At 60.8% G+C, this 14727-nt stretch carries 14 protein-coding genes and 1 pseudogene; 12 read left to right on the plus strand and 3 right to left on the minus strand.

What is annotated here, in order from left to right; translation table 11 throughout:
* Positions 1-223: 223 nt before the first annotated feature.
* The 9 genes and pseudogenes from purU (at position 224) to JTJ32_RS26850 (ending at position 10062) form a co-directional block, all read left to right on the plus strand.
* Positions 224-1090, plus strand: a complete 867-nt coding sequence (purU, locus tag JTJ32_RS23165) for a formyltetrahydrofolate deformylase (RefSeq protein WP_184323041.1) — start codon at positions 224-226, stop codon at positions 1088-1090.
* Positions 1087-1992: a bifunctional methylenetetrahydrofolate dehydrogenase/methenyltetrahydrofolate cyclohydrolase FolD gene (gene folD, locus JTJ32_RS23170; RefSeq protein ID WP_099226562.1), complete on the plus strand. Its 906-nt coding sequence runs from the start codon at positions 1087-1089 to the stop codon at positions 1990-1992. The genes purU and folD overlap by 4 nt, the downstream gene beginning before the upstream one ends.
* Complete coding sequence (locus JTJ32_RS23175) at positions 1974-3215, plus strand: FAD-dependent oxidoreductase (protein ID WP_099226561.1); 1242 nt, start codon at positions 1974-1976, stop codon at positions 3213-3215. Before folD ends, JTJ32_RS23175 begins: the two co-directional genes overlap by 19 nt.
* Positions 3216-3240: 25 nt before the next feature.
* Positions 3241-3546, plus strand: coding sequence for a sarcosine oxidase subunit delta (locus JTJ32_RS23180; RefSeq protein WP_184323044.1), 306 nt, complete (start codon positions 3241-3243; stop codon positions 3544-3546).
* Complete coding sequence (locus JTJ32_RS23185; RefSeq protein WP_210043429.1) at positions 3543-6449, plus strand: 2Fe-2S iron-sulfur cluster-binding protein; 2907 nt, start codon at positions 3543-3545, stop codon at positions 6447-6449. The genes JTJ32_RS23180 and JTJ32_RS23185 overlap by 4 nt, the downstream gene beginning before the upstream one ends.
* Before the next feature lie 3 nt (positions 6450-6452).
* Complete coding sequence (locus tag JTJ32_RS23190) at positions 6453-7025, plus strand: sarcosine oxidase subunit gamma (RefSeq protein WP_184323046.1); 573 nt, start codon at positions 6453-6455, stop codon at positions 7023-7025.
* Between the two features lie 148 nt (positions 7026-7173).
* Positions 7174-7947, plus strand: coding sequence for an IclR family transcriptional regulator (locus JTJ32_RS23195; protein WP_099226557.1), 774 nt, complete (start codon positions 7174-7176; stop codon positions 7945-7947).
* Positions 7948-8277: 330 nt separating this feature from the next.
* A pseudogene (locus JTJ32_RS26845) lies at positions 8278-9204 on the plus strand (HAMP domain-containing protein); the annotation flags it as partial.
* Between the two features lie 129 nt (positions 9205-9333).
* Positions 9334-10062, plus strand: a complete 729-nt coding sequence (locus JTJ32_RS26850) for a methyl-accepting chemotaxis protein (protein ID WP_408004622.1) — start codon at positions 9334-9336, stop codon at positions 10060-10062.
* Between the two features lie 289 nt (positions 10063-10351).
* Here JTJ32_RS26850 and JTJ32_RS23205 read toward each other — a convergent pair whose 3' ends face one another.
* A complete protein-coding gene (locus JTJ32_RS23205) occupies positions 10352-11251 on the minus strand; it encodes a LysR family transcriptional regulator (RefSeq protein WP_236059409.1) in 900 nt (299 codons plus the stop codon).
* A gap of 110 nt (positions 11252-11361) precedes the next feature.
* Here JTJ32_RS23205 and JTJ32_RS23210 point away from each other — a divergent pair, with 110 nt between their 5' ends.
* Positions 11362-12237 (plus strand): MBL fold metallo-hydrolase, encoded by an 876-nt coding sequence (locus tag JTJ32_RS23210; RefSeq protein WP_210043432.1) that lies wholly within the window; start codon positions 11362-11364, stop codon positions 12235-12237.
* A 223-nt stretch (positions 12238-12460) separates the two neighbouring features.
* Here the strand turns inward: JTJ32_RS23210 and JTJ32_RS23215 are convergent, their stop codons facing one another.
* On the minus strand, positions 12461-12778 hold the full coding sequence (locus JTJ32_RS23215) for an AzlD domain-containing protein (RefSeq protein ID WP_099226553.1): 318 nt from the start codon (positions 12776-12778) through the stop codon (positions 12461-12463).
* Positions 12775-13476 carry an AzlC family ABC transporter permease gene (locus tag JTJ32_RS23220; protein WP_099226552.1) on the minus strand — a complete coding sequence of 234 codons (702 nt, stop codon included), beginning with the start codon at positions 13474-13476 and terminating at the stop codon, positions 12775-12777. Before JTJ32_RS23220 ends, JTJ32_RS23215 begins: the two co-directional genes overlap by 4 nt.
* 244 nt (positions 13477-13720) lie before the next feature.
* Here JTJ32_RS23220 and JTJ32_RS23225 point away from each other — a divergent pair, with 244 nt between their 5' ends.
* Together JTJ32_RS23225 and JTJ32_RS23230 are read left to right on the plus strand one after the other, a co-directional pair.
* Complete coding sequence (locus JTJ32_RS23225; RefSeq protein WP_210043434.1) at positions 13721-14119, plus strand: hypothetical protein; 399 nt, start codon at positions 13721-13723, stop codon at positions 14117-14119.
* Positions 14120-14187: 68 nt separating this feature from the next.
* Complete coding sequence (locus JTJ32_RS23230) at positions 14188-14670, plus strand: GNAT family N-acetyltransferase (RefSeq protein ID WP_210043436.1); 483 nt, start codon at positions 14188-14190, stop codon at positions 14668-14670.
* The last annotated feature ends 57 nt before the right edge of the window (positions 14671-14727 follow it).

Below are 14727 nucleotides of genomic sequence, written 5' to 3' on the forward strand. Positions count from 1 at the left end.
GCACGACTGTGCAGAGGATGACCTGAGTTACAGCACGCGCGTAAATATTCCCCTCACTCAATAAAGTTTCCAGAAAACCCTGGACGCTGCATTTTCTTTCGCCTATAAAACAGCATCCATGAATATTAAATTCCTGATAGGAATTTTTATTCATCCATCAAAACGGTTTTCACCCCTGAATTTTCGCCTTATCGAGCTGCCGCCATCTTCCAGAGGACTGACCATGCAACACGAGAAGAACCATTTCATCCTGAAGATCAGTTGTCCGGCGACGTCCGGGATCGTGGCGGCCGTCACGTCGTATCTGGCAGGCAATCAGTGCTACATCGGGGAAATGGCCCAGTTCGACGATGAGTTCAGCGGTACGTTTTTCATGCGTGCAGTATTTCGTTTCAATGATGGGCACGCGGGTGATATCGAACAGCTCAAGGCCGGGTTCGGTGCGGTGGCCAGCGATTTCGCCATGCAGTGGGAATTGCATGATACGCGCCAGCCGATGCGGGTGTTGTTGATGGTCAGCAAGTTCGACCACTGCCTGACCGACCTGCTCTATCGCTATCACAAGGGCGAGATGGACATGGCCATCACCGCCATCGTTTCCAACCACCTTGACCTGCGACCGATGGCCGAGCGTGAGGGGATTCGTTTTATCTATCTGCCGGTGACCAAAGACACCAAGGCCGAGCAGGAAGCGGCGTTGATGCGCGTGGTCAACGAGACCGGCACCGAACTGGTGGTGCTGGCGCGCTACATGCAGATTCTCTCCGACGACCTGTGTCGCCAGCTCTCGGGGCGGGCGATCAATATTCACCACTCCTTCCTGCCGGGCTTCAAGGGCGCCAAGCCGTATCACCAGGCCTACGAGCGGGGCGTGAAGCTGATTGGCGCCACCGCACATTACGTCACCAGCGATCTGGACGAAGGCCCGATCATCGAGCAGGAAGTTCAGCGCGTCGATCACGTGTACCTGCCGGACGATCTGGTCGCAGCGGGCCGTAATACCGAGACCATAGCCCTGTCCCGTGCCGTGAAATATCACCTGGAACATCGGGTATTTCTCAACACTGACCGAACGGTGATCTTCCGATGACCCAGGCCAGAATCATTAATGGCAAGGCTTCGGCCACCCAGGTGCTGCAGCAGGTACGCGAAGAGGTGCAGCACCTCAAGGCCGATGGCATTTCACCGGCGCTGGCGGTCATTCTGGTGGGCGACGATCCGGCCAGCGAGGTCTACGTGCGCAACAAGATCCTGCGCGCCGAGGAAGCCGGGATCCGCTCGCTGGAGTACCGTCTGCCCGCCGACAGTTCACAGGCCCGCGTGTTGGCGGTGATTGCCGGGCTCAATGCCGACCCGAGCGTGAACGGCATTCTGCTGCAACTGCCCCTGCCTGCCCATATGGAAGAAGCCTGCGCCCTGCAGGCCATCGACCCGGCCAAGGACGTCGACGGTTTTCACAGTGAAAACGTCGGCGGTCTGAGTCAGGGCCGCGACGTACTGACGCCCTGCACGCCCAGCGGCTGCATGCACCTGCTGCAGGAAATCTGCGGTGACCTGACCGGCAAGCACGCAGTGGTGATCGGTCGCTCCAACATCGTTGGCAAACCGATGGCCGCCCTGCTCCTTCAGGCCCATTGCTCGGTGACCGTCGTGCACTCGCGCAGCTCGAACGCCAAGGCCTTGTGCCAACTGGCGGACATTGTGGTCGCCGCCGTGGGCCGTCCGCGCATGATCGACGCCAGTTGGCTCAAGCCCGGCGCAGTGGTGATCGATGTCGGCATCAACCGCATTCAGGATCAGGGCCGCAGCCGACTGGTCGGCGACGTGGATTTCGACAGCGTCTTGAACGTGGCATCGGCCATCACTCCAGTGCCCGGTGGCGTCGGCCCGATGACCATCGCATTTCTCATGAAAAACACCGTGACCGCTGCCCGCCAGCAGTCCCGTGCGCAACGCAGCCAATCGGAGGCCGTATGCCTTTCAATCTATTGAAATACGGGCTCAGCCCACAATACCCGGTCGACGTGGACCTGCCCGCGCCCAAGGAGCTGAAGAAGGCCTACGACGTGGTGATCATTGGCGGCGGCGGTCATGGCCTCGCGACTGCCTACTACCTGTCGAAATACCACGGCATCACTAACATTGCGGTGCTGGAAAAAGGTTATCTGGGCGGCGGCAACACGGCGCGCAACACCGCCGTGATCCGCTCCAACTACCTGACCAGCGAAGGCGTCCGGTTCTACGCCGAGTCAGTGAAAATGTTTCAGGGTCTGTCCAACGAGTTCGATTTCAACATCATGTATTCCGAACGCGGCCAACTGACCCTGGCACACACCGACGCCACGGTGCGTTCATTTCGTCAGCGCGCCGAGGTCAACAAGCATTTTGGCGGGCGCACCGAGATGATCGACCGCCAGCAGATTCGCGAACTGGTACCCAGCCTCAACCTTGATCCCGGCCACCTTCCGGTGCTTGCCGGGCTGTGGCACGTCGACGGCGGTACTGCACGGCACGATGCCGTCGCCTGGGGCTATGCGAAACAGGCCGCCAAACGCGGCGTGGAGATCCATCAACTGACTGAAGTCCAAGAGCTGGTGATCACGAACGGCACCATCACAGCGGTCAAGACCAACCGCGGCACCCTCCAGTGCGGCTGTGCTGTGCAGGCGGTCGCGGGCATGAGTTCGCAGATGATGAAAAAGGCTGGCATTCGCTCGCCCATCCAGACCTTCCCGCTACAGGCCATGGTCACCCAGCCATTCAAACCCTTTCTCGATCCGCTGGTGAGCTCTTCAGCCCTGCATTGCTACGTACAGCAGACCAGCCGCGGCGAAGTAGTATTTGGCGGCGGCTCGGATCCTTATCCGCTGTTCAACACCCGCTCGACCCTGGACCTGAAGGAAAGCCTGCTGGCCCACGCCATCGAAATGTTTCCGTTTCTGGCCAATGCAAAGCTGATGCGCCAGTGGGCCGGGATCACCGACATGACCCCGGATTACAGCCCGATCATGGGCCTTTCACCGGTGAAGAATTATTACCTGGACGCAGGCTGGGGGACTTGGGGTTTCAAGGCAACGCCCATCTGCGGCAAGACCATGGCCGAACTGGTGGCCAGCGGCGGCAAGGTCCCGGAGCTGATCAGGCCCTTCGCGCTGGAGCGGTTCTCCACCTTTCAGCAAGTCAACGAAATGGGCGCAACTGCGGCCAGCCACTGACCCGTCATCGAGTAAGGAGCGATACATGAAAGTCATGACCTGCCCGCTCAACGGGCCACGCAACATCAGCGAATTCACTTACGGCGGCGAGTTCAAGCACATGCCTGACCCGCAGACCTGCAGCGACGCCGAGTGGGCCGATTACGTTTTCAACAGCGAGGACACGCTGGGCGTCGTGCGTGAATGGTGGATGCATAACCCGTCCAGCTACTGGTTTCTGGCCGAGCGCCACACCGCAAGCGACCAGATCATCCGCACGTTCGATCCACGGGAAGTATTCACCGCCCGTATCGACTTCACACCGATGCCCTCCAAGGAGATCGCAGGATGAACATGCCCACTCGCCTGCCCGCGCCCATGGGTCTGCTGATCGACCGCAACCAGCCGCTCACGTTCAGCTTCGATGGCAAGACCTATCAGGGCCTGCAAGGCGACAGCATTGCCAGCGCCCTGCTGGCCAACGGTCGCTTTCTGCTCTCGCGCTCGTTCAAGTACCACCGCCCGCGCGGCCCGCTGACCATGGCGGGACAAGACGCCAACAGCCTGATCCAGTTGCCCCATGAGCCCAACGTACTGGCCGACACGTTTGCGCTGCAGCAAGGTCTGCACGTCAGCGGACAGAACTTCAATTGCTCGCTGGACAACGACAAGGATGCCGTTCTGGGCAAGTTCTCGAAATTCATGCCGGTCGGTTTCTACTATCGCTCCTTCTACAAGCCAAAAGGCATGTGGAAAGTCTGGGAGCCGATCATTCGCAAGAAGGCCGGTCTGGGCGTGCTGGACCTGAAATTTCAGCCGGAGTATTACGACAAGGCTTATCTGTTTACCGACCTTGCCATCATTGGTGCCGGGCCAGCAGGCTTGCAGGCTGCATTGACCGCCGCCCATGCCGGTGCCCAAGTGCTCCTGATCGAACAGCAGGCGATTCTGGGCGGTTCGCTGACCTACGCCCGCTTCGACCTTGAAGGTCAGCGCGCCGGGCAGGTGCGCCGCGAGCTGGTCGAGGCCGTGGAAGGCCACGCCAACATCCGCGTGCTCAAGCAGGCGACCTGCAATGCCTGGTTCACCGACAACTACCTGCCGGTGATTCAGGGCAAGCGCATGTATAAGGTGCGCGCCACGCAATGTCTGGTGTGCAGCGGGTCATTCGACCAGCCGGTGATCTTTCGCAACAACGACCTGCCCGGCGTGATGCTGACCAGCGCCGTGCAGCGGCTGATGAAGCTGTATGCGGTCAGACCCGGCAAGCGCGCGGTGGTGTTGACCGGCAACGACGACGGCTACCTCGCGGCGCTGGACCTGCACGACCAGGGCGTGGATGTCGTCGCCGTTGTCGACATGCGCCCCCATGCACACGACCGGGCATTGCAGAACGCGGTCGAACAACGCGGCATCACCTGCCACATGAACACCACGGTGTTCGAAGCGTTGCACGAAAAAGGCATGCGTCACGTCAGCGGCGCGGACCTGCGCAAGATCACCGGCCAGGGACAGGTGGCCAACAGCGGCCTGACCGTCGAGTGCGATCTGCTGTGCATGTCCGGCGGCTACATGCCCGCCTACCAGCTACTGTGTCAGGCCGGTGGCAAGCTTGACTATGACGACGCCCAGGCCGAGTTCGCCCTCAGCGGTCTACCGCAGAACCTGAGCATCGCCGGTTCCGTCAACGGCTGTCACGCGCTGGACAACGTGCTGGCCGACGCGACACGCGCCGCAGCCGACGTGACCACGGCGCTGGGCCTCACCTTCGAAGGCACCCTGCCCGCGTTGCGCAACGAAGCGCGGGTCAATTTTGCCTGGCCGATCTTTCCGCATCCCAAAGGCAAGGACTTCGTCGACTTTGATGAAGACCTGCAGGTGCGCGACATCGTCAACGCCACCCGGATCGGCTACCGCGACATTCAACTGGTCAAGCGCTACTCCACTGTCGGCATGGGTCCTTCGCAGGGACGACACTCGGCGCTGCCGACGGCACGCCTGGTCGCGGCTTCGACCCAGCGCAGTATTAGCGAAACCGGCGTGACCACAGCACGGCCGCCGTTCGAGGCGGAAAAGCTGGCGCATGTCGCAGGCCGCGCCTTCGATCCATACCGGCAAACGCCCATGCATTGCCGCCACGTTGAGGCGGGGGCAAAGATGATGCCTGCGGGCATCTGGCAGCGCCCGGCGTTCTACGGCAAGCCGTCGCAACGCGATGCGTGCATGCAGGAAGAAGCCGCGCATGTACGCAACAAGGTCGGGATCATTGATGTCTCGACGCTGGGCGGGCTGGATATCCGTGGGCCTGACGCCGCCGAGCTGCTCAACCGTATGTACACCTTCGCGTTTCTCAAGCAGCCGGTCGGTCGGTCGCGCTACGCCCTGATGACCAATGAACAGGGCGTGGTGATCGACGACGGCGTCTGCGCGCGCTTCGCCGAGCAGCATTTCTACGTGACCGCGACCACCAGCGGTGTGGATCGCATCTACCAGCAGATGCTCAAGTGGAACGCCCAGTGGCGCCTTAACGTGGACATCACCAACGTGACGGCGGCGATTTGTGCAGTCAATGTGGCAGGTCCGGATTCGCGCAAGGTACTGGAACAGGTGTGCAGCGATCTGGATCTGTCCTCTGAAGGTTTTCCCTATCTGGGCGTGCGTCAGGGCTCTGTCGCGGGCATCAGGGCACGCCTGCTGCGGGTAGGCTTTGTCGGCGAACTGGGTTACGAGATCCACGTACCGGCGCGTCACGGGCTCAAGCTCTGGGACGCGCTGACCGAGGCAGGCCGGGCCTTTGACATGCGCCCGTTCGGCGTTGAAACCCAGCGTCTGCTGCGCCTGGAAAAAGGCCATGTGATCATCAGCCAGGACACCGACGGCATGACCCACCCGGCCGAAATCGACATGGGCTGGGCGGTTAGCCGGAGCAAGCCCTTCTTCGTCGGCCGTCGTTCGGTGGACATCCTCGAAGCCCGGCCACAGAAACGCAAGCTGGTGGGCTTCACCCTGCCCAAGGCCAGCCCGCTGCCGCTCGAAGGCCATCTGGTGCTCAAGGGGCCGGACATCAGCGGCAACGTTACCTCCTGCGAATACTCGCAGACACTGGGCAAGATCATCGGTCTGGCCTACGCCGCGTTCGATCAGAGCACACCGGGCCAGCAGATCCCGATTCGCGTCGAAGACGGTGTGGTGGTCCAGGCCACCGTGGTGAAACTGCCCTTCTTCGATCCTGAAAATCAGCGCCAGGAGCTCTGAACCATGACCCGTCTTTCTGCTGAACGCTCTGTTGGATTTGACCCGATGCCGCTGTGCACGCTGGAGGATCTGACCGACCTGCCACGCGTCGGCTTTCGCGGCACGGACAGCGCCGCTTACCTGACCGCACGCGGCTTCGACCTGCCCGACGCGCCCAACCGCGCAATGACTCAGGCAGATGGCAGCCACGTTGCGCGTCTGTCGCAGACCGAATACCTGCTGCTGGGCAGTGCGCAGGATCAAGGCCAGCGCATCGCCGATGAAGAGGTCCGCTGGGAGCTGGACCACATCGCCAATTACCTCCTGCCACGTCAAGACAGCCACGCGTGGCTGCAACTGAGCGGGGTGTGCATCAGCGAGGTGATGGCCAAGCTGTGCGGCGTGGACCTGCGTGTGCATGCGTTCCCGCCCGGGGCGGTGGCCCAGACCTCGGCGGCGCGCATCAACGTGATCGTGGTGAATGTCGGTGCGCAGTCGGTGCCGTGTTTTCAGATTCTGTTCGACCGCGCTTCGCTGGCGTACTTCAAGGATGCAGTGCTGGATGCGATGGCGGAGTTTGATGGGGCGAGTGTCTGAAATCGTTCTGACTCGCTGCGTTCGTCGTTGTACAACAAGCGCGAAAAGCAGATCCAGAACGAGGGTGGCTGGCTGAGTGCACATCCCACCCATTCTGTGTTTCATCCGTCGGGGACGAAAACGAACATGAGCCAGGGTGAAGCTATCCATGACTGATACGACTGAAAAAGACACCGACTACATCGTCCCCGCCCTGGCCCGTGGGTTGAGCGTGCTGGGCATGTTTTCAGCGCAGACCCGCTCGCTCGGCATGCACGAAATCGCCGGGCGACTGGGCGTCAGCACGTCTGCGGTCTACCGGATTCTGTTCACCCTGACCGACATGGGCTATCTGAACAAAAACGGCACGCAATACGAACTGGGTGCGCGAGTGATCAGCGATGGCTTCAGCTATCTGGCCAGCCGCGACATTGTCGACGTCGCGATGCCGCACCTGAACCGGCTGCGTGACCAGTCGTCGCTGTCCTGCCACCTGAGCATTCGTGAGCAGACCGACAGCCTGTACCTCTACCGAGCCTTCGCTGCGCAGCGTCTTTCAGTAAATGTTCCGGTCGGCACCCGCATCGCCTGCCACTGCACGGCCATGGGCCGCATGCTGCTGACGGCACTGGACGACGCAGAGCTGAGCAGGCTCTATCAGCACATCCGCCTGGACGACTACCCTGCTCCGGCCCCCCGCACGCTGCCTGAACTTCAAGCCATGACACGGCAGGATCGCGAGCGCGGCTGGGTTCTGCACCGCTCGGACTATGCGACCGCCATCGCCACGTCAATCAAGGACCATGCGGGCAAGGTCACGGCGGCAATCAACCTGTCCGGCCCGGACGCCATCATGGACCCGGACGGCGCGCGGGAACGGTTTCAGGATCTGTTGCTGGCCTGCAGCGCACACATCAGCAGCGAACTGGGGTATCGCCCATGATCCAGAAACGACATAAATGCCTGATACCGCCATCCCGTTTAAAGAATCCCGGTGGAACGCCGACTTGCTAGTGGTAGACCATAAGACAGCGCTCCCGAGTGATGACATGGTTCGACAGACTGCACACAAATGCAGCGCCCAACACACGGTAGTACTGGACACTCCGGAGCTCACATGAACATCAAACAGAAATTGACCTGGGCATTCGCAGTCATTGCGTGCCTTCCAATCATTGTGGTGGCAACGATTGTCGTCGTGAACCTGCGCGACGAGGCGACCCAGAATTTCGTGGATGGCAGCGGGCGCGAAATTCGTCAGGTCGATAACGCCATGCAGCTGTTTTTCGACGGCATCACTCAGAACGTCAACTACATCGCCGCGCACCCGCTGATCGCCGGTGCCAGCGACGATTTCAGAAACTATATGGGCGCCGCTGCGACGCCGCAGTCGGAAAATGACAGGCAGGCGACCGAGCTGTTCGCCAGCATTGCCAAGGCTCACCCGGCGTATTCCTATGTTTCCTACGGCCTGATCAACGGCAGCTACATCATGACGCCGGAAGACCCGAGGATGAGCAACTACGACCCTCGCGTCCGTCCCTGGTACAAGACGGCGATGGCCAACGTCGGCAAGACCGTACGCAGCGACGCCTATTACTGGGCCGCCGACGACGCCGTGCTGGTCAGCACCATCCGCGCGATTCCCAACAAGCTCGGCAACCCCGGCGGCGTGGTGAATATCGACGTGTCGCTCAAGCAACTGACCAACATCGTCAAACAGATCAAGCTGGGCGAAAGCGGCTATCTGATGTTGATGGAAAAGAACGGCACGGTGCTGGTCGATCCCAAGCAGCCGGAACACAACTTCAAGAAGATGGGTGAGCTGGGCGACGGCTTTGCCGAGCTGGCCAAGACCAACAGTGGTCTGGTCGAGGTTACGCTCAACGGCGAGCGCTACATGGCCAACGTCTACTCGTCCGAGCAGTTGGGCTGGAACTTCATCGGCCTGATCAAGCAGGAAGAAGTCATGGCGTCGGCCACGCGTCTGACCTGGCTGATCGGTATCATCGCCGCCGTGCTCGCACTGGTGTTCGCCATTGTCGGCGCGAGCTTCGCCAGGGTTATCGTGCGTCCGATTCACAGCGTCTCGACCGGTCTGGAAGGCATCGCTGACGGTGAAGGCGACCTGACCCGTAACCTGACCGTGCGCGGCAACGACGAAACCGCGCAACTGGCGGGCTGGTTCAACAAGTTCCTGACTGCGATCCGCAGCCTGATCCAGCACATCAGCCAGGCGGCGCACAAGATTCTAGAGGCGTCGCACAGCTCGACCCGTGTCTCCAACGACATGGCAGAAGCCGCAGGCCGTCAGCGTGAAGCGGTGGACATGGTGTCTACGGCGTTCCACGAAATGGTCGCCACCTCCAACGAAGTCGCCCGCTCCTGCAGCCAGGCGGCTGACTCTGCCGACAGCGGTCAACAGCAGGCCCGTGAAGGTCAGCGCCAGATCGACGACGCGGTACGCAGCGTCGATCAATTGAGCGAAGAGATCGCCCGCTCGGCCAAGGATGTGACGCAACTGGAAAAGGACAGCATCGACATTCAATCGATTCTGGCCACCATTCGTTCGATTGCCGAGCAGACCAACCTGCTGGCGCTCAACGCAGCCATCGAAGCGGCGCGTGCCGGTGAACAGGGTCGCGGATTCGCCGTGGTGGCCGACGAAGTCCGCGCGCTGGCCAAGCGTACAGCGGACTCAACTGCGGAGATCGACACGCTGTTGGGCAACCTGGCCAAACGTACCAAGTCCGTGGCACAGCAGATGAACGCGAGCCTGGATGTGTCGCAACAGTCGGTGACCAAGATCGGGCAGGCACGCAGCAGCTTCGGCCAGATCCGCGAGTCGGTGGACGTGATCCGCGACATGAACACCCAGATCGCGACCGCCGCCGAAGAGCAGCATCAGGTGGCCGAGGACATCAACCGACACATCAGCCAGATCCATGGCGATGCGCAACTGATCGCCACCCTGTCCGACTCGGCCCGTGTCGACTCCAGCAGCCTGGCGTCGCTGTCCAACGAGCTGGATGCACTGGTGCGCAAGTTCAAGACGTGATGGTAAAGACCTTGGAAAAGCCTCCGTCAACGCGCAACGCGTGACCTGCCAGGAAACGTGTTTTTGTGGGAGGCCCCGCCGTCTTCAACCAGGAGGCGGCGTGCCGGCGATCTGCCAGGAACCGGCAGCCTTCGGCGTATCAGATCCACTCAAGGGCCGCTACGCAGCCCGTCGCTGACGTCTTAACCCCCGAGAGCTCCCACGCTCTCCGGGCAGAAGCAGATTTCAGCGTTTCATCAGCAGTCAGGTGATTGATACAGACGGCCTGCGTATCACGCAACCTATGCCTCTACCCCCGCAATAAGACGTCCTCCCCGAACCATTCCGCCAGAAAATCCAGCAGGGTGCGCAAGGTCGCCGACTGGTGCTGGCGCGAGGTATAGATGCCGTGCATGCCCAGCGTGCGGGGCTGGTAGTCAGGCATCAGCGCGACGAGTTGCCCACTGGCCAGCAATGGCGCTGCCGAGTAAACCGGCTGCAAGGTGACCCCTGCACCTGCCACTGCGGCCTCGAGCAGCACCACCGAATCATTGGCGCTGAGGTTCCCGCCCAGGGGCACACTCAACGGCTGTCCGGCATGCACGAACTCCCAAAGGCTCTTTCCAAAGTAGGAATAGGTCAGGCAATTGTGGCCGCTCAACTCCTGTGGCCGCTGGGGTGTGCCGCGGACCGCCAGATAAGCGGGCGACGCACACATGACCGAATCGCAGGTTCCCAGCGGGCGTGCAATGAGATTGGGGTCCAACTGATTGGTGATGCGGATCGCCAGATCGATCCGTTCGCTCACCAGATCCACCGCCTGATTGCCGATCAACAGGTCCACAGACGTGCCGGGATAGCGCTGCAGGTAGGCCGTCACTGCCGGTGCCAGCACCGCCTGCGCCAGCGACTGGGAACAGGCGATGCGCACCATCCCGCGCGGCTCGTCCACCTGCGTATCGGCCGCCAGCGGCATGGCGTCGGCCAGCTCCAGAAGTTGCTGACAGCGTGCCAGCGTCACTTGGCCAGGTGCCGTCAGACCCAGTTTGCGGGTGGTGCGATGCAGCAGGCGTGCTCCGGCCCAGGTTTCCATTTGCGCCAGATAGCGCGTGACCATGGCCCGGGACATGTCCAGCGACTCTGCGGCAGCGATCAGACTGCCACGCTCGTTAATGGCAATAAACACCCGCGCCGCCATGATGCGATCCATAATTCGTCCGATCCAGGCAACCAATAGTTGCCAATTTTGAGGCTTTTGTTTCACTTCAAGCAACCTAAGATAAGACCACTTCCCGTCTGCCACTCGAAAAGGTTGTTACCATGTTGCGCAGTGCCCTGTTCGCCCTCTCCTTCGCCACTCTTTTTCCACTGGCCGCTCAGGCCGCCGATCCGCTGAAGATCGACGTCTATAACCCAGCCGAAAAAGCCATCTTCCCGGTCTCCTCCGAACTGATCACCGGCCAGCATGACGCGGTGCTGATCGACGCCCAGTTCCAGCGTAACGACGCCGAAGCGCTGGTGCAGAAGATCAAGGCCAGCGGCAAGAAACTCACCACTGTCTACATCAGCCACAGCGACCCGGATTACTACTTTGGTCTGGACGTGATCCAGGCGGCGTTCCCTGAGGCGAAGATCGTCGCCAGCGAACCCACCGTGAAAGCCATCAAGGCATCGATGCAGGGCAAGCTCGCCTACTGGGGCCCGATCCTCAAGGACAACGCTCCAGCCAGACTGGTCCTGCCTGAAGTACTCAAGGGCGATCACCTGACGCTGGAAGGCCAGCCGCTGGAAATCAAAGGGCTGCAAGGCTCGGCGCCGCAACGCAGCTACGTCTGGATTCCGTCGCTCAAGGCCGTTGTAGGCGGTGTTGTCGTATCCAGCGGCATTCACGTCTGGATCGCCGACACCCAGACGCCGACATCCCGTCAGGACTGGCTTGCCACCCTCAAGGGCATCGAAGCCTTGAAGCCGGCCACCGTCATTCCGGGCCACTATCTGGGCAAGGTGCCTGAAGGAACCAAGGCTGTCACGTTCACCGCCGACTACCTCAAATCCTTCGACGAGCACGCTGCCAAGGCCAAGGACGCCGCGGCATTGATCGACGCCATGAAAAAAGCCTGGCCACAACTGGCCGAGCCGAGTTCGCTGGAGCTGAGTGCCAAAGTGATCAAAGGCGAGATGAAGTGGCCGAACTGATCTGATCAGTCGCTAGGTTTTGTACGAAAAGTCGGCGAGCGAAGGTCAGGCAAGGCAAAAACAGGCGAGGAAGCGGAGTCTACGTGTTGTAAATGAGCATTCCGATCGGACTCGCGCACGAGCCTGTTTTTAACGCAGCATCACCGAGCGCAGCCACTTTTCGTACAGAGCCTAATTGCGTTTCACCACTGGCAGGCCACCGCTACCGGACCTGCCAGTGCCGCTAGACCGGAAAAAGCCAGCGAAACCCATAAAAACAGCCCATACCCAGCATCACACTGGTCAGAACCCGCCTGGTCCAGAGCATCAGAACAACGGTGCACAGTGCGCCCAGCAAGTAGGGATTGGTCAGACTCAGTTCCAGCCGGTGTTCAGGCAGAAAGATGATCGGCCCACAAATCGCGGTCAACATGCCAGGTACGGCGAAGCCGAGAAAATCCCGTGCGTTGCGCCCCAGCGTGAACGGCAGGCGCGGCTCCAGAAACACGTAGCGATTGAAAAACACCGCCAGTCCCATTCCGATAATGACCACAAAGATCATGATGCCTCCTGCCCCAGCGCACGTTTGACGACGAAACCTGCGGTCATGCCTGCAATTCCGGCCAGCACCAGCGCCGCACTCCAGTGCCAGTAGCTGAACAGCACCGAACAGAACAGCGAAACGGCGACGCACACCACCACCGGCAGATTACGCACCAGCGGTGTGACCAGGGCGATGAAGGTGGCGATGATCGAGAACTCCAGCCCCAGATGTTCCAGCCCCGGAAAGCTGTTACCCAGCACGATGCCCAGAAAGGTAAAGAGGTTCCAGATCAGGTAGAACGTGAGCCCGACGCCGAGCGCGAACCAGCGGTTGAACGATGCGCCTCCGTGCTGGCTGTTGAGGGCGAAGAATTCGTCGGTCAGCAGAAAACCCAGGCTCATCCGCCAGCGCAACGGCAGACGTGAAAGCGTCGGGCGCATGTGCAGACCGTAGAGCAGATGCTGTGAGGTCAAGAGCAGCGTCGTCAGCAGAATCGAGCCGATCCCTGCCCCGCTTTTCAGCATGCCGATAGCGACGAGTTGTGCGGCTCCCGCAAAGACGATAACTGACAGCCCCTGACTTTCCAGCGGCGTGAGATTGGCTTCCAGCGCCAGAGACCCGGCCAGCAGGCCCCACGGCGCGCAGGCCAACGACAGCGGCATGACCGCAATGGCGCCCTGACTGAACGCCTGATAAGCAGATGAAGAACGAAACATGAACAACCGCATGACCGATTATGGGGCAGCAACTTTCGCAGAATCACGGATGGACGTCTCGAACATTCTTGCGGGTGTCGATGATTTGAGTGGTGCGTGCAGCCTGGAATGCCCTGATCACATCAAGACCGGACGCCCTGTGTCCCATCGGTCGTTCACTTAATTGTTTCAGGAGCCAGCGTCAGGATAAAAGGCCTGACGCACCTATGGTCAGACGCCTCGCACAATGGCTATGCTGCGCCCCATGAATGCATCGCTTCCCACCCGAAACCCTTGCCCACCCGGCGTCTGCGATTGCGAGCGGGAGCGGCTCGACGCGCCTGATGCCGACCGGCGGATTCTGCTGCTGACCCGCGATCAGGAGAAACGCCTGCTTGAGCGACTCGAGGCCATCACCAGCCTGAACGATCTGGAACACGTACTGCACAAGATCGAAGTGCAACTGGGCGTGCGTGTAGACGTCATGCCGGGCTTCAACGAAGTACGCACCATGCGCGGCATCAATATTCTCGTGGAGCAGAAGGTCGGGGTCTGCCGCAAGACTCGCCAGTCCATTCCAGCCGCCATCAGGCGGGCGCTGGAAGCCAACCCGCACATCGCCTGGCAATTGCTCAACGCCAACGACCTGCTGCGCGACGCCTGACTACCGGCTCGCAGGACGATGCGGCTATCATGCCGCGCCATCTTTCACAGCCGTCAAGGAGAGTCTTTGTGTCGCTCGTCATTCGCCCCGCCACTGCCGCCGACGCCAGTCAGATTCTGGCGTTCATCACCGAACTTGCGATCTACGAACGTGCCGGGCATGAGGTCAAGGCAAGCAAAGAGGACATTCAGCGTTCACTGTTTGCCGATAACGCACCCGCAAAGGCGCTGATGTGCCTGTGCGACGACACGCCCATCGGGTACGCGGTGTATTTCTACAGTTACTCGACCTGGCTCGGTCGCAATAGCGTGTATCTGGAAGACCTGTACATCACACCGGAACAACGCAGCGTCGGTGCCGGACGCACGTTGCTGCGACACATTGCCCGCGAAGCAGTGGCCAACGACTGTGGCCGTCTGGAATGGAGCGTGCTGGATTGGAACGAGCCCGCTATCAAGTTCTACGAAGCCATCGGCGCAACGCCTCAGGATGAGTGGGTGCGCTATCGGATGGAAGGCAGTGTTCTGCAGGATTTCGCGGCGGGTGAGTGATCGTCAGACGCCGCGTAACGAAAACGCCCGGCCTGTGTAAGGCCGGGCGTTTTTGTG

It is taken from the genome of Pseudomonas alliivorans (genome assembly GCF_017826695.1).
Classification (GTDB): domain Bacteria; phylum Pseudomonadota; class Gammaproteobacteria; order Pseudomonadales; family Pseudomonadaceae; genus Aquipseudomonas; species Aquipseudomonas alliivorans.

Excerpts from the sequence above, each read along its gene's own strand:
- JTJ32_RS23205 (WP_236059409.1), bottom strand. The coding sequence starts at position 11,251 with ATGGATCGCATCATGGCGGCGCGGGTGTTTATTGCCATTAACGAGCGT.
- purU (WP_184323041.1), top strand. The coding sequence starts at position 224 with ATGCAACACGAGAAGAACCATTTCATCCTGAAGATCAGTTGTCCGGCG.
- folD (WP_099226562.1), top strand. The coding sequence starts at position 1,087 with ATGACCCAGGCCAGAATCATTAATGGCAAGGCTTCGGCCACCCAGGTG.
- JTJ32_RS23190 (WP_184323046.1), top strand. The coding sequence starts at position 6,453 with ATGACCCGTCTTTCTGCTGAACGCTCTGTTGGATTTGACCCGATGCCG.
- JTJ32_RS23185 (WP_210043429.1), top strand. The coding sequence starts at position 3,543 with ATGAACATGCCCACTCGCCTGCCCGCGCCCATGGGTCTGCTGATCGAC.
- JTJ32_RS23175 (WP_099226561.1), top strand. The coding sequence starts at position 1,974 with ATGCCTTTCAATCTATTGAAATACGGGCTCAGCCCACAATACCCGGTC.
- JTJ32_RS23210 (WP_210043432.1), top strand. The coding sequence starts at position 11,362 with ATGTTGCGCAGTGCCCTGTTCGCCCTCTCCTTCGCCACTCTTTTTCCA.
- JTJ32_RS23220 (WP_099226552.1), bottom strand. The coding sequence starts at position 13,476 with ATGTTTCGTTCTTCATCTGCTTATCAGGCGTTCAGTCAGGGCGCCATT.
- JTJ32_RS23195 (WP_099226557.1), top strand. The coding sequence starts at position 7,174 with ATGACTGATACGACTGAAAAAGACACCGACTACATCGTCCCCGCCCTG.
- JTJ32_RS23215 (WP_099226553.1), bottom strand. The coding sequence starts at position 12,778 with ATGATCTTTGTGGTCATTATCGGAATGGGACTGGCGGTGTTTTTCAAT.
- JTJ32_RS26850 (WP_408004622.1), top strand. The coding sequence starts at position 9,334 with ATGGTGTCTACGGCGTTCCACGAAATGGTCGCCACCTCCAACGAAGTC.
- JTJ32_RS23180 (WP_184323044.1), top strand. The coding sequence starts at position 3,241 with ATGAAAGTCATGACCTGCCCGCTCAACGGGCCACGCAACATCAGCGAA.
- JTJ32_RS23225 (WP_210043434.1), top strand. The coding sequence starts at position 13,721 with ATGAATGCATCGCTTCCCACCCGAAACCCTTGCCCACCCGGCGTCTGC.